Consider the following 23,008-nt stretch of genomic DNA (forward strand, 5'->3'; position numbering starts at 1 on the left):
GTGGTGCTGGCTGCTCTCGGCGCGGCATTCGGCAGCATCCCGCATTTCGGCGGTTCCGCCGCCGACGACCATCACCTCAAGCACACCCACGTCTATTACGAAGGGCGCTTCCATGCCGGGGCCGCGGTGGTGGTGCTGGTCAACACGGCGTTGGATTTCGAAGTGTTCAGCACCCATCACATCCTGCCCGGTGCTGAAAAACTGGTGGTTACCCGAGCCGACAATGCCAGCCGCAGGGTCTACGAACTCAACGCCGAACCGGCAGCGGAGGTCTACGCGCGGATGATCGGCGTCCCGGTGAGTGCCCTGGACCTGCGCATGTTCGCGGCGCATCCGTTGGCGGTTCGCCTTGGGGATTCGTACTACGTGCGCTCGATCCAGCGGGTCAACGCGGACCACAGCCTGACCTTCTACTGCGCGGTGGAGAACGGCATCGTCCTCACCGCCATGCGCACCGGGCCCTTGCTGCCCAACCTGGAGTCGCTGTTCCAGCGCCTTGGCGAGCGCCTCGGCCCACCCTTGCTGACCATTGGCTGCGACTGCTTCCTGCGCCGCCTGGAGATCGAGGACGACCCCGACGCCGTGGCGCTCACATCAGAAATCCTGCGCCGGCAGCGCGTCATCGGCTTCAACTCCTACGGAGAGCAGTTCAATGGCATGCACATCAACCAGACCTTCACCGGAGTCGCCATCGGCCGCCGGGGTCGCAATGGGGGCCGCTGAACAACAGACGCGCCTGGTGGCGTTGGCGGAGGAGAACCGCAAGCTGCGGAGCATCAACGCGGCGTTGATCGAACGGGTGGAATCCAGCGCCTCGCGCCGCGACGACAGCTACGCCGCGTTCCAGCACTCCGTGGTGCTGGCGGAACAGGTGCGCGAGCGCACCGATGCGCTCAACCAGGCCATGGCGGAGTTGAAGGCCAGCAATCGATTGCTGAGCGACGCGCGACTGCGCGCGGAAACGGCCCATCACCATCTGATCGACGCCATCGAGAGTATTTCCGATGCCTTCGTGCTGTTCGATCGTGAGCAGCGCATCGTGCTCTTCAACAGCCGCTTCAAATCGTTCTGGGCCCGCAGCCGTGCCCGTATCTGCGCAGGCACACGGCTCTCGGAAATCCGGCGCCTGGCGGAAAGTACCGGGCTGATCGTCGAAGAGCACCGTGGCAGCGACGACAACATCTTCTACCGCCTGCACGATGGGCGCTGGGTACAGGTCAGTGAGCGGCCCACCCGTGAAGGCGGACTGGTGATTCTCTACACCGACATCACCGAGGTGAAACGGAGCGAAACCGATCGGCGCGAACAGGCCCTGGCGCAGAAGTCGCGCCTGTTGCAGCGGGCCGTGGACAACCTGTCACAAGGGGTGGCGATGGTCAGCGCCGAGGGCATCCTGGAGCTCTGGAACCACCGCTTCCTCGAACTCTGCGGTCTGGCACCGGTGGAGGCGCACCGCACGTTCGCCGGGGTCATGGCTGACAGTGAGCTGCCGCTGCTCACGCCTGACACCCGGGACGCCCAGGGCCGTCCGGTCCGCGAGATGGAGCAGCGCCGGTACAACGGCCGGGTACTGGAGGTGCGTACCCATCCGCTGCCCACCGGCGGCTTCGTCAACACCTTCACCGACATCACCGAGCGTTACCGCCACGCCGAAACACTGGCCGAAAGCGAGCGCTGGATTCGCCTGATCACCGACCATGTGCCGGCGTTGATCGCCTACCTCAGCGCCGACCTGGTCTATGAGTTCACCAACAAGGTGTACGAGGAGTGGTACTGCTGGCCGCGCGGCTCGATGCTCGGCCAGAGCCTGCTCGAGGTACACAGCGAAGAGCACTGGCGGCGCCTGGAGCCCTATGTGGAGCGGGCGCTCAGTGGCGAAAGCCTGTCTTTCGAGGTCACGGAGACCAACCACAACGGCCAGGAGCGCTGCATGCTGCGTTCCTACGTGCCCAACCGCCTGGCAAATGGCGAGGTGGTAGGCATTTTCGTGCTGATCCGCGATATCACCGAACGCCGCCGCACCGCTGAGGCGTTGCACCAGGCCTACCAGAACCTGGAACAGCGGGTACGCGAGCGGACCACCGAGCTGACCGCGCTGAACAGCCAGCTGCGCCGCGAAATCGACGAGCGCACCCAGGTGGAACTGCGCCTTCGCGAAGCCAAGTTCGAGGCGGAGAAGGCCAACCTGTCGAAAACCAAGTTCCTCGCGGCCGTGAGCCATGATCTGCTTCAACCGCTCAACGCCGCGCGGCTGTTCACCAGTGCGTTGCTGGAGCAGCGTGGCCCGTCCTGCAACCTGGAGCTGGTGCGCAATGTCAGCAACTCCCTGGAAGACGTGGAGAACCTGCTGGGCACCCTGGTGGACATTTCCAAGCTGGATGCGGGGGTGATCAAGCCGGATATCGCGTCCTTCGCCGTCTGCGAACTCCTCGAAAACCTCGCAGTGGAATACCGCCAGATCGCCGCCAGCGAAGGCTTGCAGTTGGACTTCGTGCCCAGTTCGGCACTGGTGCGCAGCGACTCCCAGCTGTTGGCGCGCATCCTGCGCAACCTGCTCAGCAACGCCATTCGCTACACGCCCAGGGGGCGCATCCTGCTGGGCTGTCGGCGCCGGCGCCAGAGCCTGTGGATCGAGGTGCGCGACACCGGTGTCGGCATCGCCCAGGACAAGCTCGGCGAGATATTCCAGGAGTTCAAACGCGGCGAAGTCGTGCGCGAGAAGCAGGACCGGGGGCTCGGTCTGGGCCTGGCCATCGTCGAGAAGATCGCGCGCATGCTCGGTCACCGCATCCACGTGTCTTCAGTGCCGGGCAAGGGCTCGTTGTTCGCGGTGGAAGTCCCGTTGACCCGCCGCGTTCCCCGCCAGAAGCAGGAGCGCGACGAACCCAGGGCGGTTCTGGAGCGCTTGCAGGGAGCCAGGGTCTGGGTACTGGATAACGACGCGGCCATCTGCGCAGGCATGCGGACCCTGCTCGAAGGCTGGGGCTGCCAGGTCATCACCGCGCTGTCGAAAGAAGATCTGGCGCGCCAGGTGGACAACTTCCACGCTGAAGCGGACCTGTTGATCGCCGACTACCACCTGGACAACGACTGCAACGGCGTCGACGCCGTCGCCACCATCAACGCCCGTCGCAGCACGCCGCTGCCCGCCCTGATGATCACCGCCAACTACAGCAACGAGCTCAAGCAACAGATGCGTGAGCTGGGCCACACCCTGATGCACAAGCCGGTCCGCCCCATGAAGCTGAAGACCGCCATGAGCCATTTGCTGGAGCGCTGAAGCGCGTGGGGGTCACGTTTCCTCCCGAGCCGCGCGGGCGAACTCGATGAAGGCCTTGAGCACTGCCGGCACCTGGCGGCGGCTGGGGTAGTAGAGGTGCAGGCCCGGGTAGTAGGGGCACCAGTCCGCGAGTACCTGGATCAGCCGGCCATCGGCGATAGGCCCGGTCACCATGTCCTCGAACACATAGGCCAGCCCGACGCCTTGCAGTGCCGGGCCGATCATCAGGCCTACGTCGCCCAGCGTCAGTGGGCCATCCACCTCGATCTCCAGTTGCATGCCGCCACGCTCGAACTCCCAGCGATACAGGTTGCCACTGGGGAAACGGTGGCGAATGCACGGCAGGCCATGGAGGTCCTGGGGTTTCTGCGGCACGGGATGGCGCTCGAAGAAGGCGGGAGCCGCCACCACCACCGAGCGCATGTAAGGGCCGATGGGCAGCGACACCATGTCGGCCTCCAGCCGTTCACCGAAGCGCACGCCGGCGTCGTATCCACCGGACACCACATCCACCAGCGCATCGTCGGTGGAGATTTCCAGCACGACATCCGGATAGGCCTCGAGGAAGCGGCTCGCCAGCGGCAACAGGACCAGCTCCGCAGTGGCGCGGCCGGCGTTGATGCGCAGGGTGCCGGACGGTGTGTCGCGGAATTGGTTGAGGTCCTCCAGCGCGTCATCGATGTCGCGGAAGGCCGGCTTGATGCGTGCGTACAGGCGCTCGCCGGCCTCGGTGAGGGCCACGCTGCGGGTGGTGCGGTTGAACAGGCGCACGCCCAGTCGCTCCTCCAGGGCGCGCAAGGCGTGACTCAGCGCCGAAGGGGAGAGGCCCAGCTCCACGGCGGCGCGGCTGAAGCTGAGGTGGGCGGCGATGCTGAGGAAGACATTGAGGTCGGCAGCGGATACGGATTTCATTGATGAATCCTGCTCAAAAGCTCATGTGATTTTATTGGGATTATCGCAGGAGTAAAGGCGCCATAAAGTGACGGCAACTCACCAAGAAAGCCCGCGCGGTGCGGGTTCCCACACAGGAGGAGTTGCTATGCGTACCTGGTTCATTACTGGAGCTTCCCGCGGTCTCGGCGCCCTGATCGCAGCCAAAGCGCTGGAAATCGGCGATGCAGTGATCGCCACCGCCCGCAAGCCGGAAGACGTCGTTGCCCGCCTGGGTGACCACCCCAACCTGCTGGCCGTGCGCCTGGATGTGACCCGCGAAAGCGAGGCCCATGAAGCAGTCGCCGAGGGCATCAAGCGCTTCGGCCGCATCGACGTGCTGCTGAACAACGCCGGCTACGGCATCCTCGGCGCAGTGGAAGAAACCAGCGCCCAGGAAGTGGAGCGCATCTATGCGACCAACGTCTTCGGCCTGCTCAACGTCACCCGCGCCGTGCTGCCGCACATGCGTCGACAGCGCTCCGGCCACGTGCTCAACATTTCCTCCCTGGGCGGCTACCAGGCCTACTACGGCTGGGGCGTGTACGGCTCCACCAAGTTCGCCGTGGAAGGCATCAGCGAGGCACTGCATCAGGAACTGGCGCCGCTGGGCGTGAAGGTCACCGTGGTCGAACCGGGTTTCTTCCGCACCGACTTCCTCGATGACCAGTCGCTGGTGAAGACGGCCCTGGAACTGCCGGACTACGACGAAACCGTCGGTGCCATGCGCCGCTTCGCCGAAGGCGCCAACCATGCTCAGCCGGGCGACCCGAGCAAGTTCGCCGGCGCCGTGCTGAACCTGGTCAACGCGGCCAATCCGCCGCAGCGCCTGCCGCTGGGCAGTGACGCCCTGGCCCGCATCAGCGAAAAGCACAGCCTGGTGGAAGGTGAAGTGGCCGCGTGGAAGGACCTGGCGATGTCCACCGACTTCGACGCGTGACCCCACAGCGGCCAACGGTAGCTTTACGGCAGACGGGCATGGTCTAGAGTGGGAACCCAGATCCGCAGGCAAGGAGGCCACCATGCCCAGTCTTCCGATGTACTTTCCCGCTGCATTTTCCCTTTCCCAGGCGCTGCAGTGCGCCAACCTGGTGGAAGCCGCCTACGACCAGTACGACCAGTGGCTGCAGCAGGACAAGCCGCGCAAACCCTCGGATTTCAACTGGCAACCGCCGAGCATTAGCGGATGGGGCTTTTCGGCACCGATCTGGAGCATCCTCAGCGAGCTGAAATACATCAATGAATCCGAACCCTTCGGCTTTGCCGTCAGCGATCCGAACGGCGACGTTTACCTGGTGTTCCGGGGTACCGAATCGGCCCAGGACTGGGTCGATGACCTGGAGGCCAAGCAGTCCGCCTATCCCTGGAAGGCTGACGTCGGGCTGGTCCACGACGGCTTCCTCAAGCTCTACACCTCGCTGCGCGACCTCGCCCTGCAGGCCGTGGACAGCCTCAAACCTGCCGGCAACTTCTGGGTTTGCGGTCACAGCCTGGGCTGTGCGCTTTCCAGCCTCGCGGTGCTCGACCTGCAGCAGGCCTGGCCGGGGCAGGCGATCCAGCACTACAACCTCGCCAGTCCGCGGGTGGTCGATCCCAGCTTCGCGGCCTATTACAACGGCCTCGACGTGCCCACCTACCGGATCGTCAACGACAGCGACCTGGTGCCCGAAGTCCCGCCCGGCGTAACCGGCAAGTGGGTCTACCAGCACCTGGGCCAGGCCGTCACCTTCACCGCCAGCTACACGAGTGTCGAAGACGACCACAGCCTGGCGAGCTGTTACCTCTATGCCTTGAACAATCCCGAAGCGCCGATGAATGGGTGAACCCAGGCTCTTGTGCATGCAGCGTGGATGTCACCGGGACTGTAGCGGCGGCTGAGCGGTTGCAAGCGCCCAGTGGTTGTTCAATGAATCCTGTGTGGCGCCTTGGGCACGCTCAGCTCAGTACATAGTCCACCGGTTGCAGTACCGGCGGCAGGTCACGCTGGCCAAGAACGTCGAGGATTTCGCGCTCCAGGGTACGCACCATGGCGTCGGTTGCCAGGTCGTTCTCGTCGTGGCCGAAGGGGTCCTCCAGTTGGTCGCCGATGGCATCCAGGCCAAAGAAGGTGTACGCAACGAAGACGGTAATGATGGGCGCCAGCCAGCCCAGTGGCCCAGCCATGGCGAAGGGCAACAGCACGCAGAAGATGTAGCTGGTGCGATGCAATAGCAGTGTGTAGGGGAAGGGCAATGGTGTGCCCTTGATCCGCTCACAGGTGGCCTGGGCCATGCTCAATCCGGTCAGGCGGGTTTCCAGCAGGGTGTAGCGCCATTCGTTGATTTCGCCGCGACCGGCCAGGCGGGCGCACTGGTCGCCGATGTTCCGCAGGATGCCGTCGCTGGTGTTGAGGCCGTAGGCATCGGGCGTGTCAGTCAGCCAGGGACGTGCTGCCTCCCGTTCGTCCTCGTCCCGCAGTCGGGCATTGAACGCATGGACGAAACCGCATAACTCGCGCAGCACTGCCTCGCGCAGGGGCGCATCGGCAATGGCCACGCTTTGCCGGATGAAGGAGCGGACTTCGATGATGACCTGGCCCCAGGCCTTGCGGCCCTCCCACCAGCGGTCATAGCAAGCGTTGTTGCGAAAGCTCATGAAAATCGACAACGACAGTCCGAGCAGGGTGAACGGCATGGCGTTGACCTTCGTGAACCAGTCCGGATGCAGGTTTTCGACAACGACGATCAGGCAGGCCAGCAGGGTGATCATCGAGGTACGCAGGGCAATATGTCGCGCGATGGAGCCTTTGAGGGTGGTGAGGATGCCGAGCAGATTGGGTTTGGGGCGGACGATCATCGGGGTACCTGGCGCCGGAGGCATTCGTGTAACGAAAGCTAAGGCCGCGCAAGGCATTACGTCCAATCGCCAGTAATGACCGGGTGATCAACGTCATCTATCAGTGATAGCAACGTGATCCAGGTGTTGACTGGGCATGCATAGACAGGGTCGATGAAGTGCGCGGCGCTGTGTGCGCCGCGCAAACCTGAAATGGCTGAGCGTCCCTGTCGTGCCGGGGTCAGAGGCCCAGTTCGGAAAGCCCAGGATGATCGTCCGGACGGCGCCCCAGAGGCCAGTGGAACTTGCGCTCGGATTCCTTGATGGGCATGTCGTTGATGCAGGCGTGCCGGTTGGACATCAGGCCGTGCTCATCGAACTCCCAGTTCTCGTTGCCGTAGGAGCGGAACCAGTTGCCGGAGTCGTCGTGCCATTCGTAGGCGTAGCGAACCGCAATGCGGTTGTCGGTAAAGGCCCAGAGTTCCTTAATCAGGCGGTATTCCAGTTCCTTGGCCCACTTGCGGGTGAGGAAAGCCTTGGCTTCTGCGCGGTTGGCGGCGAACTCGGCGCGGTTGCGCCACCTGGTGTCCAGGGTATAGGCGAGGGAGACCTTCTCCGGGTCACGGCTGTTCCAGCCATCTTCGGCCAGGCGGATCTTCTGGATGGCGGTTTCACGGGTGAACGGGGGAAGCGGCGGACGAACTTCGGCGCTAGAGGACATTAGTTGTCTCCAATACAAATAGAGGTTCAAAGTTTGAAGTTGCCCGCTCGATAACTTCTCTATTTACGCAGCAGAGTGCGTGCTACTGCTTGAGCATTATCTGCCGAGTTGAAATCACCAAGCACGTGGGCAACGGTAATGGCACCGTCGATCAGGATAATGAATTGCCTGGCCAGGGCTTCCGGATCAACGGCACCATATTGCTGGCAAATCCCGAGTACGAATGCGAGCATCTTCTCTTTATGCTCTTTGGCAACCAGGCGCACAGGGTCCAGGGGATCACCCGTTTCGCCAGCGGTATTGATGAAGGCACAGCCGCGAAAGCCGTTCGACTGGAACCAGCCCTTGAGCACGCTGAAGATTTGCAATAGACGTGCTTCCGGGTTGTCGACCTTTTCGACTTCGTTCTTGAACCAGTTCATCCAGCGCTCATCGCGCTGTTTCAATACCTCTGCTACCAATTCGTCCTTGGTTCCGAAGTACTTGTAGATACTCTTTCTCGAAATCCCGGAAGTCTTGACCAGGAAATCCATGCCGGTGGCATTGATACCGTTTCTGTAGATGAGGTCTTCGGCGGTTTCGAGAATTCGTTCTCTGACATCGGAAGTTGATTTGCTGTCCATGTGAGAGATGGTAGAACGATCGTTCTCCATGAGCAAGCCTCTTTCTTGAAAAAACTATGAACGGTGCTTTGATAGATGGAGGAAATGACCTTATTTCGTTTATCTATCAGCGGCGAAGTGTAACCCGTACGCCCCGTGAACGGGCGGGCAAGCGGGCAGCAGCGACTATACTTGCCACGAACTTTGTCCTGGGGGAGATAGAGAGCGATCTTCCGGCCTGTCCGGAAGCCGGAACACGTGTCTGCTGCACTGCCGATGACCGTCGCACGCTCCACCCGCGTACGAGCATCAGGAACGAGGCGACGGGAACATGGCGATAGCAATCATCTTGGGTCTCATCGTTGTCGCGTCTGTGCTGTTCCACTTCCTGGCGCCCTGGCACCTGACCCCGGCCGCGTCGAACTGGGGTTCCATCGACACCACACTCCTCATCACCCTGCTGATCACCGGTGTGTTCTTCATCGCCATTGTCGGTTTCATGGTGGTGGCCATCATCCGTTTCCGTCACCGCGAAGGCCGGCGCGCAAAGTACGAGCCGGAAAACCGCAAGCTGGAGTGGTGGCTGATCGTGGTCACGTCGATCGGCATTATGGGCATGCTCGCACCGGGGCTGGTGGTCTACAGCGATTTCGTCCGGGTGCCCAAGGATGCCTATCCCCTGGAAGTCGTTGCCCAGCAGTGGCAGTGGGCTTTTCGTTTTCCCGGCCAGGACGGCCAACTCGGCCGCGCCGACGTGAAGTGGGTCGATGCGGGCAATCCGCTCGGGCTGGACCCGAGCGATCCGGTCGGCCAGGACGACGTGCTGATCCGCAGCAATGAGGTGCGCCTGCCCCAGGACCGACCGGTGAAGGTATTGCTGCGTTCCAAGGATGTGCTGCACAACTTTTACATCCCGCAGATCCGCGGAAAGATGGACATGGTGCCGGGCATGGTTTCGCACTTCTGGTTCACCCCGACGGTGGCCGGCAAGTACGAAATCCTCTGTGCGGAGTTCTGCGGGGTAGGGCACTTCAATATGCGCGGGATGCTGTTCGTCGAACCGGTCCAGGCCTTCGATCAGTGGCTGGCAGCCCAGCCCACCTTCGCCCAGACCCTGGCGGCGGCCAGTAAACCCAGCCAGGGCAGCCTGATCGACAAGGGGCGCCAACTGGCGGAAGACCATGGTTGCCGTGCCTGCCATAGCCAGGACGGCAGCGCGAGCCTGGGGCCGGGCTGGAAGGATCTCTATGGGCGCGAAGAGAAACTGGTGGATGGCACCCGCGTGAAGGTGGATGACGCCTACCTGAGGGAGTCCATCCTCGATCCCAAGGCCAGTCTGGTGCAGGGCTTTCCGCCCGTGATGGTGCCCTATACTTTCAACCAGGATGAACTGGCCGCCCTGGTCGCGTTCATCCAGTCGTTGAGCGCCGCCGACCAGCAGGAGCAGCGTTCCTCCGAGGCGGGTGGCGATGCGGTGGAGCAGGGGCAACGACTTGCCCAGTCCATGGGTTGCCTGGCCTGCCACAGCCTGGATGGCAGCAAGGGCATAGGGCCCAGTTGGCAGGGTTTGTACGGCCACCGTGTGACCCTGGCCGATGGCAGCCAGGTCGAAGCGGACGACGCCTACCTCAAAGAGTCCGTGCTGGCGCCTGCCGCCAAGCTGGTCCAGGGGTTCGCGCCGGTGATGCCGGCCTTTACCCCGACCGATGTGGAACTGGCGGCACTGGTCGCCTTCATCAAATCCAGGGCAGATCCCGACGCCAAGCAGGAACAGGCGCCGTAGAAGCGGAAGGACCCGGTCGCGTCACGGAGGGTTTCCGATGGCCCATGTCGAGCAAGCCGAAGCCGATGTGCTGCACGAACCGCAGAGCTTCTTCACGCGCTACATCTGGAGCCAGGACCACAAGGTCATTGCTATCCAGTACTCCCTGACCGCGATCTTCGTGGGCCTGATCGCCCTGGTGCTGTCCGGCCTGATGCGAATGCAGATCGGCTTCCCCGGCAGCCTGGAGTTCATGGACCCGACCACCTACTACCAGGCCATGACCCTGCACGGGATGATCATGGTGATCTACCTGCTGACGGCACTTTTCCTCGGTGGCTTCGGTAATTACCTGATTCCGCTGATGGTGGGTGCGCGGGACATGGTCTTTCCCTACGTCAACATGCTCAGCTACTGGTTCTACCTGCTCTCGGTGCTGGTGCTGCTGGCGAGCTTTTTCGTGCCGGGCGGCCCGACGGGGGCGGGCTGGACGCTCTATCCGCCCCAGGCCATCACCCAGGGCACACCGGGAACCGAATGGGGCATCGTGCTGATGCTGGTGTCCCTGGCGATCTTCATCGTCGCCGCCACCATGGGCGGCCTGAATTACGTCACCACTGTGCTGCAGGCCCGCACACATGGCATGACGCTGTTTCGCATGCCGCTCTCGGTGTGGGGCATCTTCATGGCCTCGATCCTGGCGCTGCTGGCCTTCCCGGCGCTGTTCGTCAGTGCGGTGATGATGCTCTTCGACCGGTTGCTGGGGACCAGTTTCTTCATGCCGGCGCTGATCTCGATGGGCCAGCCGCTGGATCACCAGGGCGGCAGTCCGATTCTCTTCCAGCACCTGTTCTGGTTCTTCGGGCACCCGGAGGTGTACATCGTCGCGTTGCCGGCCTTCGGCCTGGTGTCGGACCTGATCAGCACCCACGCGCGCAAGAACATCTTCGGTTACCGCATGATGGTCTGGGCCATCATCGCCATCGGCGTGCTGAGCTTCGTGGTCTGGGCCCACCACATGTACGTCAGCGGGATGAACCCGTACTTCGGCTTCTTCTTCGCCATCACCACCCTGGTCATTGCGGTGCCGACCGCGCTCAAGGTCTACAACTGGACCCTCACGCTCTGGCATGGCGACATCCACCTCACGGTGCCGATGCTGTTCGCCCTGGCGTTCATCGTCACCTTCCTGGTGGGCGGCCTGACCGGGCTGTTCCTCGGCAATGTGATCGTCGACATCCCGCTGTCCGATACCTATTTCGTGGTCGCGCACTTCCACATGGTCATGGGAGTGGCACCGATCCTGGTGGTGTTCGGTTCCATCTACCACTGGTTCCCGAAGATCACCGGGCGGATGCTGAATGACACCCTCGGCAAACTGCATTTCTGGATCACTTTCCTCGGAACCTATGCCATCTACTTCCCCATGCATTACCTGGGGTTCCTCGGCATGCCGCGGCGTTACTACGCCTATCCGGACTACGAGTTCATCCCGCAGTCGGCCCAGGAGCTGAATGCCTTCATCACGGTGGCCGCGCTGATCGTGGGTGTGGCGCAGCTGCTTTTCCTGTTCAACCTGGCCTGGAGCACCTTCAAGGGCCGGCCGGCGGGTGGCAACCCGTGGAAGGCCACCAGCCTCGAATGGCAGACCCCGGACACACCGCCGGTGCATGGCAACTGGCGGGAGAAACTGCCAGTGGTGCATCGCTGGGCCTATGACTACAGCGTGCCCGGCGTGGAGCAGGACTTCGTGCCGCAGACGGTTTCAGAAGAAGAACTTCAGCTTCTTCGCGAGGCCAACGGCACGGCTACCCGCGCGGAGGAACAGCCATGAGCACGCAACCCTGGAAGAACGCCGGGGCTTCCGAGCCAGGTGGCTGGGGCCCGAGCGAATCCCAAGGTCCCGAGGCGCCGATCCAGGACCCTGAGCGGACCGCCAAGGTTGGCCTGTGGGTGTTCCTCGGTGTCGTGACCGCGCTGTTCCTGCTGTTCCTGCTGGCCTTCATCGCCCGCTCGCAGGTCTCGGACTGGCGCCCGCTGACCGATCCGCTGGCGCCCTTGGCCCATCCCTGGATGCTCTGGGTGAACACCGCGCTGCTGGCTCTGGGCAGTGCTTGCCTGCAGTGGGCGAACGGGGCGATGCGGCGCGACCAGATGGGCACATCGACCCTGGCGTTCCTGCTCGGAGGGGCCTTTGCCATGGCTTTCCTCGCAGGCCAGCTCTGGGTCTGGCAACAGTTCGCCGCCTGGGGCTACGCCGTCTCGGGTAATCCAGCCAACAGCTTCTTCTACCTGCTCACCGGCCTGCACGGCCTGCACCTGGCAGGCGGTCTGGTGGTATGGGCCGTGGTGGCGCAACGCATGCTGCGCCACGGCCCGATGAAACGAATGCGTACCGGAATGGAACTCTGCGCCTTCTATTGGCATTACCTGCTGGGGTTGTGGCTGGTGCTTTTCGCACTGCTCACCAGCACGCCGGAAACCTACCAGGCCATCGCGGCCTTCTGCGGGTTGAGGTAGCACCATGGCCACATCGACGCGGGAAACGCCGGTCGGCAATCCATCGACCTGGCAGGGCATCGCACAGGACTGGTCCTCGGATCGCGACGCTTTCAAGCAGGTGCCTTGGGGCAAGGCGATGATGTGGATCTTCCTGCTCAGCGACACCTTCATCTTCACCTGCTTCCTCACCGGCTACATGTCGGTGCGCATGAGCACCACCGCCACCTGGCCGAATCCCAGCGAAGTTTTCGCCCTGACCATCGGCGGCGCGAGCATTCCGTTGATTCTCATCGCCATCATGACCTTCGTGCTGATCACCAGCAGCGGCACCATGGCCATGGCCGTGAACTACGGATATCGACGCGACCGGGTGCGCAGCGCGGCGCTGATGCTGACGACCGCTGCCTTGGGGGCCACCTTCGTCGGCATGCAGGCGTTCGAATGGAGCAAACTCATCTCAGAAGGTGTGCGGCCCTGGGGCAACCCCATGGGCGCGGCGCAGTTCGGCGCTTGCTTCTTCATGATCACCGGCTTCCACGGGCTGCATGTTTCGGTGGGGGTGATCTATCTCTGCACCGTGGCGTTCAAGGTGCTGCGCGGGGATTACGAGAAGCGCGGGAACTACCAGATCGTCGAAATCACTGGGCTCTACTGGCACTTCGTCGACCTGGTCTGGGTATTCATCTTCGCGTTCTTCTACCTGTGGTAGAGCAGGGGAGAGATGAGATGGCACATGCGCAAGGTCAACAACACCCGATCAGCCTGTACCTGAAGATATGGGGGTTGCTGTTCGTCCTCAGCACCCTGTCGTATCTCGTGGATTACTACCACTTCACCGGGTACTTCCGCTGGTCGATGATCCTCATCCTGATGTTGCTGAAGGCCGGGCTGATCGTTTCGATCTTCATGCACATGGCCTGGGAGCGCCTGGCGCTGGTCTACGCCATCCTGGTACCGCCGCTGTGCCTGCTGGTACTGGTGGGGTTGATGGCGGCCGAGGCCGACTACGTGCTCTTCACCCGCGGGACGTTCCTGGGGCAGTAGCTGGGAGCATTGAGATGCGGTTGTGGCAGGACTGCGCCCTGCTTGGCGAATGAATTCGCCCCCACAAGGTTGCGGTAGAGCGGAGCGAAACCCAACTTGGCGACCCACAGGCTTGCACTGAAAACCCCTCTCCCTTCCGGGAGAGGGGTCGAGAGCGGGCAGCCCTAGATCGTCCGCTTGAACTGATGCCAGCGGTGCAGCCAGGAGACTATCCAGTGCGGTGAAGCCGAACCCGTTCCGGCCAGTCGCAGCTGCGGATGGTGGTTGATGACCCGGTCGAGCGTGGATTCCTGTTCCGGCTCCACATCCACGAAGAAGATGTGTTCACCTTCCTTGACCTTCTCTTTCAGGTTGCGGAAGTGGGCGTTGGGTACCTGGATACCGAAGAAACCGCCTTCCCAGATGCAGAATCCGAGCACCACCACGGCAAGGAACGCGAACGGCACCCAGCCCGCCGGCGTGTCCGTCCAGCCTGCCAGCCAGGCGACCAGCAGGATCAGCGCGGCCAGCGGCACACCGATCACCGCTCCGATCTCGCCCGAGTGGACGACGTCCTGCTTCATGAAGGAGTTCACGTCATGGAGATGGTGTTGTTCGACATCGGCATCCTTGTCGCTCAGTACGTGGATCTGTTCTGTATTGATGCCGCTGGCCTCAAGCTCGGACTCAAGGATTTCCAGATCGTCGAGGTTGTCACTGATGTAGTAGTGCCGATTCATGCCGCACCTCCGGCTTCTTGTTCGAAGTGGTCTGCCGTCTCCCGCAATTGATCGCGTTATTCCGGTTGGTTATCTACGAAGCATCAATGAAACTTGATGGTTCTTTCACTTGAAAATTATAGCATTCGTGTTCTCGGGCAATCCCTGAAGCCCTTGTGATGCGTGGCTTCCGGCGATGGATGACGTAGTCCGCTGATAGGGCTTGTCTAAACTGGTGATTGAACATCAGGTGTGGCAACGCCCACGTCAGGAGGTTGCTAGATGAACACGTTGACCATCAAAAGCTGGTGCAAGCCCAAAGGCGCGGAAAAGTCGATCCCGATGGGGGATCTGCATTTCCACGTCAATGACACCGACCATCTGCGGCTGGAGGAAGCGGAAGAACGCCTGCAGCAAACCCATGAGCGGGAAATGATGATCGCCGCCGACATGGAGCACATGGAACTGATCACGCCCAGCGAATGCGGTTCGCTGTCCGATCTGCAGTTCCGTGTCTATCTCAGCAGGGACGACGAACGCGGCCAGTTCCACCTCGTGGGCCACCGTGAAAGCGATGGCAGCCTGGTATACACCAACTCGGTGATGATCGATCAGTTGGGCTAGCCCTCAAGTGCAGCGCCAGACTCCAGGCCATGCTGCTTCACCAAGGCGGGGGTGTAGTGTTGTCACCTCCGCCTTGCCATCTACCTGTAAAACATCGCGCGTCAGCGAGCGTTGAGGACTACCAGCAGCCACTCCGGACGCTGTGCAACCTGCACTCCGTAGGATGTGGTGGAGCAACGCGATACCCATCAGTACAAACCCGGCGGGTGCTCAGTCCTTCTTCCCGTCTGCCTCCACCCATTCCCAAACAGGCAACCCCCATGCCGCCGAGAGCGGCATGCTCCACGCGTCGGTTTCGTTGCACCTCTGGCGCTTCTGTATTTCTCTGTGTCCGCCCCGGCCTTGCACATGCAGGCTTGCAGAACCTCGATACGCCGACACATTGGCGGTACGTGGCGTGAATAGGGTGGAGCTTCCAATCCCACCCATTCGAGAGGTCACAGCCATGTGGCACGTACGTTTTCTCACCACCACTGCAGCACTGGTCCTTTTCGCAGGGCTCGCCCACGCTGAAGGCACGGCCAGCCCCCCAAGCTGGCAGAACGGCATCCACCGCACCGATCTTTCGCGCCACGATCTGGAGGTTCCGGGCTACGAAGCCATCCAGGTTCGGGTGGACTTCGAGCCGGGCGTCGTGTCCCCACGGCACTCGCATCCGGGGGCGGAGGTCGCCCATGTCATCTCGGGCACCTTCGAGTATCGACTGGAGGGTCGTGCGCCGGTGGTTCTCAAGGCCGGTGAATCCCTGTTCATCCCGGCCGGCACCCCGCATGTCGCGACGAACATCGGCAAGGTGGAGGCGTCGGAACTGGCGACCTACATCGTGGACAAGGCCAAGCCGCTGTTGAAGCTGGAGGAGTGAACGGGAACCTCGCCGCGCCATTCGTGGCGCGGCGTGCTGGCAGCGACCGGGTCAGGCGCCCCGCTTGCGCAGATCGACAAACAGCGCCTCGACCTTCTCCCGCGCCCAGGGTGTCTTGCGCAGGAAGGTGAGGCTGGACTTGATGCTGGGGTCGCTCTTGAAACAGCGGATATCGATGCGCTTGGCCAAACCGTCCCAGCCGTAATGGTCGACCAGTTCGTTCAGCAGCTTTTCCAGGGTGATGCCGTGGAGGGGGTTGTTCGGTGTCTGGGTCATGGCGGTACTGACGTAATGGCAGGGCGAAGGCGGGCACTATGTGCGTTTCGGGCTGAAAGTAGAAGCCATTCCGAACTCGACCATGCGCCACAGCGACACCTTCCACCTCCAGCGGGGCGGCGGAAGGCATGCCGCATTCAGAGGGTGTAGACGAACTCTGGAGCAGGGCGCTGGCCTAGCCATTCCCGCAGCAACGCCGTGGTGCGCTCGGGTTCCTCCAGCGGCGGCAAGTGCCCGCATTGCGGCAGGATTTCCAGCCGCGAACCGGCAATTTTTTCATGCATCAGATGGGCTTCGGCGACCGGTGTGAGCTGGTCTTCGGCACCCACCACGATCATCGTGGGGATGCGGATGTCCTCAAGCAGCGGCACTGAGTCGGGGCGGTCGATGATCGCTTGTTGCTGGCGGATGAAGCCTTCCTTGCCCACCGCAGCCGCCATCTGCTGCACCGTGGCGGAAACCTGGGAATCGAGCCAGCGTGAATGGATCAGGCGCGGCATCAATTGTGGGCTGACGCCGATGAAGCGCCCGCGATTAGCCAGTTCCAGCAGTCCCTGGCGAGTGGCCGCGCGCTCCGCGGAGTCGAGGCTTGCCATGGTGTCGAACAGGGCCAGGCGCGACACACGCTCAGGGGCCTGGCGCAGGATTTCGAAGGCCACGTAACCGCCCATGGACAGCGCCGCCAGGGCGAATTGGGGCGGCGACTCGTCCAGCACGCGGTGGGCCATGGCAGCGATGCTGCTGTCTCGTGTCAGATCAGCGATCTGTACGTTCGCCTCGTCGGACAGCGCATCGGCCTGATGCGCCCAGAGGCGATGGTCATTGAGCAGGCCCGGGAGCAGGACCAGGGAGGTTTGGATCTCTTCCATAGGCCGGGGGCACTTGTACGAATAGGAGCGGTGATCGGAGCGGTGCCGGAGCACCCTGTTCGGCAACATGGTTCAGGCTTTGCGATGGACCCTGTCCACCCGCGAATCCTGGCCGCAGCGCATTTCACTTGCGTGAACGGCGAATTCTAGACGCTCTGCACTTCGGTTTGGCTCCGGGGGCAAGGACGCCGGGTGGATTTCGGGCGGCATTCGGCCAATCACTGCCTGCGACCGCTGACGTATCCCTTTGTATCCGCTCCCCGTCCTCGCTGACTCGCTTACAAATGCGCCTTTTCACGGATACGCCGCGGATACACGGCAGCGGCTTAATGGCCACACCCCAACGAGGTTAGCCCTGGCGCCTCGCTCCAGGGTTACAACGCCCTTGCGGCATGACCTGCGCGGCCTGGCCGCTACCCCTATCCGGAGAAACTCCATGTCCCGTGCCCAGATTTCAAACAAGACCCGTATTGGCCTGATCGCTGTCGCCCTGGCCAGCGGCATCAACCTGGCTTCGTCCACCGCCTTCGCCGTGGAGGCGCTGCCCCAGGGCTACCTGCTGGCCGCTGCCGACAAGGCGGGTGAAGGTAAATGTGGAGAAGGCAAGTGTGGAGAAGGCAAGTGCGGTGCGGCTGAAGCCAGTGACAAGGCAACCCAGGCCGAAGGCAAGTGTGGCGAAGGCAAATGCGGCGCTGCCGAAGCCGGCAATGCCAAAGCGGCCGAAGGCAAGTGCGGTGAAGGCAAGTGCGGCGACGCCTCCTTTGCCCGCACCGATACCGATGACGACGGCCTGGTCTCACGCAAGGAACTCCTGACCGTGGCCCCGAACGGCGGTGCGGAATTCATTGCGATGGATACCAACAAGGACGGCTTCCTGTCCGAGGGCGAGGTCTACAAGTTCCGCAGCAACCAGTACACCTCCAACGGCAAGAAAGTCCCCACCGAGCTGTTCACCAAGATGAGCCAGGCCAAGAACTGATTCGAGGCCACTCGTCCCTCCCTCCCTGTGCCCTCGGCCGGGGAGGGTTTCACCCCGCTGGAGAACTGCCATGACCACCGCCGCTTTCCCCTACGGTGCAGGCCTTGGCCTGCGTCGCGCCCTGTTGCCCGAGTTGCTGGAGATGGATGCCGGTGCCGTGGACTTTCTGGAGTGCACACCCGACAACTGGATCAAGGTCGGTGGCCGCCACGGAGACGGCCTGGCGCGCCTGGCCGAGCGTTTCCCGCTGGCCTGTCACGGCCTGTCGCTGTCCCTCGGTGGCCCGGCGCCCCTGGACCGCGACCTGCTGCAACGCACCCGCGTATTCCTCGACCATCACAATGTCGCGTTCTTCAGCGAGCACCTGAGCTACTGCTCGGACGATGGCCAGCTCTACGACCTGCTGCCGCTGCCCTTCACCGACGAAGCGGTACGCCATGTCGCCGCGCGAATTCGCCAGACCCAGGATGCCCTGGAGCGCCGCATTGCCGTGGAGAACATTTCCTACTACGCCGCGCCGTACCAGGCGCTGCAGGAGATCGACTTCCTCCGCGCGGTACTGGAGGAGGCCGACTGCGACCTGCTGCTGGACGTCAACAACCTTTTCGTCAACTCGATCAACCACGGTTATGACGCCACGGAATACATGGCGGCGCTGCCGGCGGAGCGGGTTGCCTACGTGCATGTAGCCGGTCATTACGACGAAGCGCCGGACCTGAAGATCGATACCCACGGCGCCACAGTGAAGGCGGATGTCTGGTCCTTGCTGGAGCAGGCCTATCGGCGCTTTGGTCCGTTACCGACCTTGTTGGAGCGGGACTTCAACTTCCCGCCCTTGGCAGAACTGCTGGCCGAGGTCGAACAGATTCGTGTGCGGCAACAGGCAGCGCAGACATGGCCGGAGGTGCGCCATGCATGAGGTACTGCATGACCAACTGATGAGCATGGCGCGCTACGTGCGCGACCCGCAGCACAACGCGCCGCCGCCCGGTATCGAGGCGCGGCGGCTGGCGGTTTACCGGCAGTTGTTCTTTGGCAACGTGGAGTCGCTGTTGGCCGGCGGCTTCCCCGTGCTGCGCGCCAGCCTTGGGCCGAAGCAGTGGCAGGCGCTGAACGAGTCCTTCTACGCCGACTACCGCTGCCAGACACCCTTGTTCACCGAGATTTCCGGCGAGTTCGTCGACTACCTGGCGGAGGGCGGGGCCGATGCCCAGGGCCTGCCGCCCTGGGTCGTGGAACTGGCGCATTACGAGTGGGTGGAGGCCGCGCTGCTCCTGAGCGACCGGCGCGAACCAGCCCACGACCCGGAGGGCGACCTGCTCGATGGCGTGCCCCTGCTATCCAATCTGGCCTGGCCGTTGGCCTACCAGTGGCCGGTCAGTGAGATCGGCCCCGACTACCTACCGCATGAGGCCCCGGAGCAACCGACCCTGGTGCTGGCGCGGCGCGGAGCGGACATGAACGTGCACTTCTCGCGGCTGGCGCCCCTGGCCCATGCACTGCTCGATTCGTTGCAGGAGCGTAACTGCTCCGGCCGCGAACACCTGGAGGCCCTGGCCGAGGCCATTGGTGCCGACAGCGAAACCATCCTGCCGCAGGGCCTGGCCCTGCTGGAAAACCTGCGTGCTCAGGGCGTGGTGCTCGGCACCCGCAGCTGACGTGCGTTTCGATGCCGGTTTGCCCCGGCATTTCCCCACCTGTGGAGATTCAGTGATGACCGCAATTCTCGAAAAAACCCTTTATGTCGCACAGACCCGGACCACCGGCGGCCGCGATGGCCGCGGTAAGTCGTCCGATGGCGAACTGGATGTTCGCCTGAGCCCGCCCGGTTCGGGGCGGCCGGGTACCAACCCCGAGCAGCTCCTGGCCGTTGGCTGGTCTGCCTGTTTCATCGGGGCACTGCGTCGCGCTGGCCAGAGCCTGGCGATCAGTCTGCCGGACGACGTGGCGGTGGCGGCCGATATTTCACTGGGCAACACCGCTGACGGTGGCTTCGCCCTGGCGGCGAAACTGACCGTGGAACTGCCGGGATTGGCCACCGAGGACAAGGCCCGGCTGGTGGACGCAGCGCACCAGCTTTGCCCGTACTCCAAGGCCACCCGGGGGAACATAGCGGTGACCTTCGACATTCCCTGATCAGTTCCTGCCAGTACAAAAAGCCCGCGCGCCTGGAAAGGTACGCGGGCTTTTTATTGTCTGGTGGAATGCGTGTCTTGGACTGCCGATGGGTTTCGCTCCGCTCAACCGCATCCTACGTACCGCCACTCGGCGCGCCCACGTAGGATGGGTAGAGCCTGCGAAACCCATCGTGTTACAGGTACGAAAAGCCCGCGCATCCGAACGGGTCAGGCTTTCCTGCGGAAGAGCAAGGCATCCAGGCTGAATTTCCCGGCGCCCTTGAGCAGCAGAGGCATTGCGGCCACCAGGTAGATCAGCGGCAGCTTGTAGTTGCCAAAGCCCTTGTCGCTGATGGAGTACCCCTGGGCGAGTTCCGACAGGCTTGACCAGTGCGCCGGCCAGTGCACGGCGGCGATGGCCACCAGGGTCAAGATCATCAGCACCAGGGTGGCGAAGCGCGTACCGAGACCGAGCAACAAAAGCACGGGGGCGATCAGCTCGGCCCACATCGACACCTGCCAGTTGATGTCGGCGGGAATCTGGTCGAAGGGGAAGGGGAAGGCCGAATTGATCTGTTCGAACCAGTTTGCACCGTTCCATTTCTCCAGGCCGGATTCGAAGAATTCCCAGGCGAGGAACAGGCGCAGGGGAATGTCGGCGCTCCAGGCGCCCAGGCGGTCGAGTTGCTGGCAGGCGTGCTTGAGCGGGGCGAAGGCAAGGTGGGACACGGGCGGGCTCCAATGAACTGAGCGCGACCGCGGGATGCTGTCGCTGCTCCTGTGCCCATGCTGGCAAGGGGGCTTGTCCCGCATGTGTCGGCTGCGGCCCGTCGTGTATCGCTGTGTACGGCGCCTCAGGCCGTGGCGCCGAGCTCCAGCTGTGCGCACAGGCCACCGTTTTCGCGGTTGTGCAGGGTCAGGCGGGCGCCCAGGGCCTGGCTCAATTGCTGGGCGATGGCCAGGCCCAGGCCTGTGCCGCCGGTGCTACGGTTGCGCGAGCTTTCCACCCGGTAGAAGGGCTTGAACACTTCGTTCAATTCCTCATCGGCGATACCTGGGCCGTTGTCCCGCACCTGTACCTGCACGGTGCCCTGTACATCGCGTTGCACAACCAGCTGGGCCTCGCCGCCAAACTTCAGGGCATTGTCGATCAGGTTGCTGAGCACCCGACGCAAGGCATGGGGTCGGGTTTCCAGTTGCATCCCGCAGCTGCCGCTCAGGCTCACTGCCTGGCCGCTGTCCTGGTAGTCGCAGACCAGGCTGTCGAGGAAGGCGTCGAGGTCGATCCGGCACAGGGGTTCGCTGGCGCCGTCCATGCTGCGCGCATAGGCCACGCCTTCGCGCACGAGGTGCTGCATTTCATTGAGGTCGCTCCACAGCTTGTCTCGTTCCTGCGAGGCATCCATCTGCTCGACGCGCAGCTTCATGCGGGTAATGGGGGTTTGCAGGTCGTGGGAAATGGCCGCGAGCAGCTGCATGCGTTCCTTCAGGTAGGTGCCGATACGCCCCTGCAGGGCATTGAAGGCGCGGGCGGCGTAGGCCACTTCGTTCGGGCCGCGCTCGTCGAGTTCCGGGCCGGGGGAGTCGGGGTCGAGGTGGTCGACGGCTTCTGCCAGGCGAGTCAACGGGCGAATGGCCGTGCGCACTGCCAGCCAGGTGCAGAACAACAGCAACAGCAGTTGCAGGATCAGGACCACGGGCAGCCACTGGGCCACCGGAATCGGCCTGGGCGTGACATCCACCGTCAGCGGCTGGCCATCGCTCAGCACCAGGTGGGCCTGGAAGTGCGGGGTCGGTCCGGGAATGTTCTCGAAGCGCACGGGGTAGCGTTGGCCGATGGCCCGTTCGATGGAGATCGCTGCCATGTGCGCCTGGTTCATATCCATGGGCACACCCGGCACGCCCTCATCGAGGCGATAACGGTAGTTGCGCCGTTCCAGCAGCGACAGCCAGGCGGCGCGTTCGTCCGCCGGCAGCCGGTCGATCAGCGCCACGGCGGTGCTCACGTCATATTCCAGGTTGCCCAGCATCACGTCGCGCCCGGTCTGGTAGCGCTCGTAGAACTGCGAGGCGAAGGACAGTCCGTAGGCCAGCAACAGGCCGCTGAGAAAGATCAGTGCCAGGCGCGCCGCCAGGGTGCGCGGCCAGTGGGGCAGGGTCATCACGCGGTCGGCTCGATCAGTTGCACGGGCAGCGCGAAGACATAGCCTTCGCTGCGCACCGTCTTGATGCAGGCCGGCTCGCGGGCGTCGTCCTGCAGGCGTTGGCGCAGGCGGCTCACCAGCAGGTCGATGGAACGGTCGAAGACATCCGCTTCGCGGCCCTGGGTCAGGTTGAGCAGTTGCTCGCGGCTGAGCACGCGCTGGGGATGGTCGAGAAAGACCCGCAGCAGGCGGTACTCTGCGCCGCTCAGGGCCACCAGGGTGCCTTCTGCGTCCAGCAGGTGGCGCTGCGTGGTATCCAGGCGCCATTTGCCGAAGCCGATCAGCCGGCTACTTTCGCTGATCTGCAGGTTCGGCGGCAGCATGCGGGTACGGCGCAGCACGGCGTTGATCCGCGCCAGCAGCTCGCGGGCGGAGAAGGGTTTGGTCAGGTAGTCGTCGGCGCCCATCTCCAGGCCGATGATGCGATCGGTCTCCTCGTTGCGCGCGGTCAGCATCAGCACCGGCGTCGCCTTGTGCTTGCCGACGCGCAATTCGCGACACAGGCGCAGGCCATCGTCGCCGGGCATCATGATGTCGAGCACGATCAGGTCGACCACATTGCCCTCGAGGAAGGCACGCATCTGCCGGCCGTCCGCCGCCAGGCTGACGCGCAAGCCATTCTTCTTCAGGTAGTTGCCAACCAGCTCCCGGATTTCCCGGTCGTCGTCGACGACCAGGATGTGATCGATATGGTCCATGGGCAGTCCTCACAACACATGTGTCG

The 23,008-nt window shown here is 63.1% G+C and carries 25 protein-coding genes; 15 read left to right on the forward strand and 10 right to left on the reverse strand.

Annotation, left to right across the window (positions count from 1 at the left end; translation table 11 throughout):
- Positions 1–723: FIST C-terminal domain-containing protein (locus FFS60_RS23050; RefSeq protein WP_171016563.1), on the forward strand; the 723-nt coding region annotated here is incomplete at its 5' end.
- Positions 653–3,280, forward strand: coding sequence for a hybrid sensor histidine kinase/response regulator NahK/ErcS' (gene nahK, locus FFS60_RS23055; RefSeq protein ID WP_137823265.1), 2,628 nt, complete (start codon positions 653–655; stop codon positions 3,278–3,280). The genes FFS60_RS23050 and nahK, both read left to right, overlap by 71 nt.
- 12 nt (positions 3,281–3,292) lie before the next feature.
- Here nahK and FFS60_RS23060 read toward each other — a convergent pair whose 3' ends face one another.
- Entirely contained in the window at positions 3,293–4,192 is a 900-nt protein-coding gene (locus FFS60_RS23060) for a LysR family transcriptional regulator (RefSeq protein WP_137823266.1), read from the reverse strand.
- A gap of 127 nt (positions 4,193–4,319) precedes the next feature.
- On the opposite strand from FFS60_RS23060, the gene FFS60_RS23065 reads away from it, so the two are divergent.
- Positions 4,320–5,150 carry an oxidoreductase gene (locus FFS60_RS23065; RefSeq protein ID WP_137823267.1) on the forward strand — a complete coding sequence of 277 codons (831 nt, stop codon included), beginning with the start codon at positions 4,320–4,322 and terminating at the stop codon, positions 5,148–5,150.
- A gap of 82 nt (positions 5,151–5,232) precedes the next feature.
- Entirely contained in the window at positions 5,233–6,033 is an 801-nt protein-coding gene (locus FFS60_RS23070; RefSeq protein ID WP_137823268.1) for a lipase family protein, read from the forward strand.
- A 112-nt stretch (positions 6,034–6,145) separates the two neighbouring features.
- Here FFS60_RS23070 and FFS60_RS23075 read toward each other — a convergent pair whose 3' ends face one another.
- The 3 genes from FFS60_RS23075 to FFS60_RS23085 form a co-directional block, all read right to left on the reverse strand.
- The gene (locus tag FFS60_RS23075; protein ID WP_137823269.1) at positions 6,146–7,045 is read right to left on the reverse strand and encodes a bestrophin family protein; all 900 of its coding nucleotides are present in this window, start codon (positions 7,043–7,045) and stop codon (positions 6,146–6,148) included.
- A 220-nt stretch (positions 7,046–7,265) separates the two neighbouring features.
- Entirely contained in the window at positions 7,266–7,745 is a 480-nt protein-coding gene (locus FFS60_RS23080; RefSeq protein ID WP_028628262.1) for a nuclear transport factor 2 family protein, read from the reverse strand.
- A 59-nt stretch (positions 7,746–7,804) separates the two neighbouring features.
- Positions 7,805–8,398: a TetR/AcrR family transcriptional regulator gene (locus FFS60_RS23085; protein ID WP_256658134.1), complete on the reverse strand. Its 594-nt coding sequence runs from the start codon at positions 8,396–8,398 to the stop codon at positions 7,805–7,807.
- Between the two features lie 280 nt (positions 8,399–8,678).
- On the opposite strand from FFS60_RS23085, the gene FFS60_RS23090 reads away from it, so the two are divergent.
- Genes FFS60_RS23090 through FFS60_RS23110 form a run of 5 tightly spaced genes read left to right on the forward strand, consistent with a single transcriptional unit; the run spans position 8,679 to position 13,655 of the window.
- Positions 8,679–10,130, forward strand: a complete 1,452-nt coding sequence (locus FFS60_RS23090) for a cytochrome c oxidase subunit II (protein WP_137823270.1) — start codon at positions 8,679–8,681, stop codon at positions 10,128–10,130.
- A gap of 37 nt (positions 10,131–10,167) precedes the next feature.
- Positions 10,168–11,943 (forward strand): cytochrome c oxidase subunit I, encoded by a 1,776-nt coding sequence (gene ctaD / locus FFS60_RS23095; RefSeq protein ID WP_137823271.1) that lies wholly within the window; start codon positions 10,168–10,170, stop codon positions 11,941–11,943.
- Entirely contained in the window at positions 11,940–12,629 is a 690-nt protein-coding gene (locus FFS60_RS23100; protein ID WP_137823272.1) for a cytochrome c oxidase subunit 3, read from the forward strand. The genes ctaD and FFS60_RS23100 overlap by 4 nt, the downstream gene beginning before the upstream one ends.
- Before the next feature lie 4 nt (positions 12,630–12,633).
- Positions 12,634–13,320 carry a heme-copper oxidase subunit III family protein gene (locus FFS60_RS23105; protein WP_028628267.1) on the forward strand — a complete coding sequence of 229 codons (687 nt, stop codon included), beginning with the start codon at positions 12,634–12,636 and terminating at the stop codon, positions 13,318–13,320.
- 17 nt (positions 13,321–13,337) lie between these two features.
- On the forward strand, positions 13,338–13,655 hold the full coding sequence (locus FFS60_RS23110) for a cytochrome C oxidase subunit IV family protein (protein WP_028628268.1): 318 nt from the start codon (positions 13,338–13,340) through the stop codon (positions 13,653–13,655).
- 164 nt (positions 13,656–13,819) lie between these two features.
- Here the strand turns inward: FFS60_RS23110 and FFS60_RS23115 are convergent, their stop codons facing one another.
- Positions 13,820–14,374, reverse strand: a complete 555-nt coding sequence (locus FFS60_RS23115) for a magnesium transporter (RefSeq protein WP_028628269.1) — start codon at positions 14,372–14,374, stop codon at positions 13,820–13,822.
- A gap of 261 nt (positions 14,375–14,635) precedes the next feature.
- Between FFS60_RS23115 and FFS60_RS23120 the strand changes: the two genes are divergently transcribed.
- A complete protein-coding gene (locus FFS60_RS23120) occupies positions 14,636–14,977 on the forward strand; it encodes a hypothetical protein (protein WP_028628270.1) in 342 nt (113 codons plus the stop codon).
- A gap of 445 nt (positions 14,978–15,422) precedes the next feature.
- Positions 15,423–15,839: a cupin domain-containing protein gene (locus tag FFS60_RS23125; protein WP_137823273.1), complete on the forward strand. Its 417-nt coding sequence runs from the start codon at positions 15,423–15,425 to the stop codon at positions 15,837–15,839.
- 51 nt (positions 15,840–15,890) lie between these two features.
- On the opposite strand, the gene FFS60_RS23130 is transcribed toward FFS60_RS23125, so the two are convergent.
- Both FFS60_RS23130 and FFS60_RS23135 read right to left on the reverse strand, forming a co-directional pair.
- Entirely contained in the window at positions 15,891–16,115 is a 225-nt protein-coding gene (locus FFS60_RS23130; protein ID WP_028628272.1) for a VF530 family DNA-binding protein, read from the reverse strand.
- A 137-nt stretch (positions 16,116–16,252) separates the two neighbouring features.
- Positions 16,253–16,984, reverse strand: a complete 732-nt coding sequence (locus FFS60_RS23135; protein ID WP_137823274.1) for an alpha/beta fold hydrolase — start codon at positions 16,982–16,984, stop codon at positions 16,253–16,255.
- A gap of 436 nt (positions 16,985–17,420) precedes the next feature.
- On the opposite strand from FFS60_RS23135, the gene FFS60_RS23140 reads away from it, so the two are divergent.
- The 4 genes from FFS60_RS23140 (at position 17,421) to FFS60_RS23155 (ending at position 20,099) form a co-directional block, all read left to right on the forward strand.
- Complete coding sequence (locus tag FFS60_RS23140) at positions 17,421–17,963, forward strand: hypothetical protein (protein ID WP_137823275.1); 543 nt, start codon at positions 17,421–17,423, stop codon at positions 17,961–17,963.
- Positions 17,964–18,033: 70 nt separating this feature from the next.
- Entirely contained in the window at positions 18,034–18,882 is an 849-nt protein-coding gene (locus FFS60_RS23145; RefSeq protein WP_137823276.1) for a DUF692 domain-containing protein, read from the forward strand.
- The gene (locus FFS60_RS23150; protein WP_137823277.1) at positions 18,875–19,621 is read left to right on the forward strand and encodes a DUF2063 domain-containing protein; all 747 of its coding nucleotides are present in this window, start codon (positions 18,875–18,877) and stop codon (positions 19,619–19,621) included. The genes FFS60_RS23145 and FFS60_RS23150 overlap by 8 nt, the downstream gene beginning before the upstream one ends.
- Before the next feature lie 55 nt (positions 19,622–19,676).
- A complete protein-coding gene (locus FFS60_RS23155; RefSeq protein ID WP_137823278.1) occupies positions 19,677–20,099 on the forward strand; it encodes an organic hydroperoxide resistance protein in 423 nt (140 codons plus the stop codon).
- 209 nt (positions 20,100–20,308) lie between these two features.
- On the opposite strand, the gene FFS60_RS23160 is transcribed toward FFS60_RS23155, so the two are convergent.
- The 3 genes from FFS60_RS23160 to FFS60_RS23170 all read right to left on the reverse strand — a co-directional run bounded on the left by FFS60_RS23160 (position 20,309) and on the right by FFS60_RS23170 (position 22,982).
- Positions 20,309–20,809 (reverse strand): DoxX family protein, encoded by a 501-nt coding sequence (locus FFS60_RS23160; protein ID WP_256658135.1) that lies wholly within the window; start codon positions 20,807–20,809, stop codon positions 20,309–20,311.
- Positions 20,810–20,934: 125 nt separating this feature from the next.
- A complete protein-coding gene (locus FFS60_RS23165; RefSeq protein ID WP_137823280.1) occupies positions 20,935–22,242 on the reverse strand; it encodes a HAMP domain-containing sensor histidine kinase in 1,308 nt (435 codons plus the stop codon).
- On the reverse strand, positions 22,242–22,982 hold the full coding sequence (locus FFS60_RS23170; RefSeq protein WP_028628280.1) for a response regulator: 741 nt from the start codon (positions 22,980–22,982) through the stop codon (positions 22,242–22,244). The genes FFS60_RS23165 and FFS60_RS23170 overlap by 1 nt, the downstream gene beginning before the upstream one ends.
- Positions 22,983–23,008: the final 26 nt, after the last annotated feature.

This window comes from Pseudomonas sp. D(2018) (assembly GCF_005502555.1).
Taxonomy (GTDB): domain Bacteria; phylum Pseudomonadota; class Gammaproteobacteria; order Pseudomonadales; family Pseudomonadaceae; genus Metapseudomonas; species Metapseudomonas resinovorans.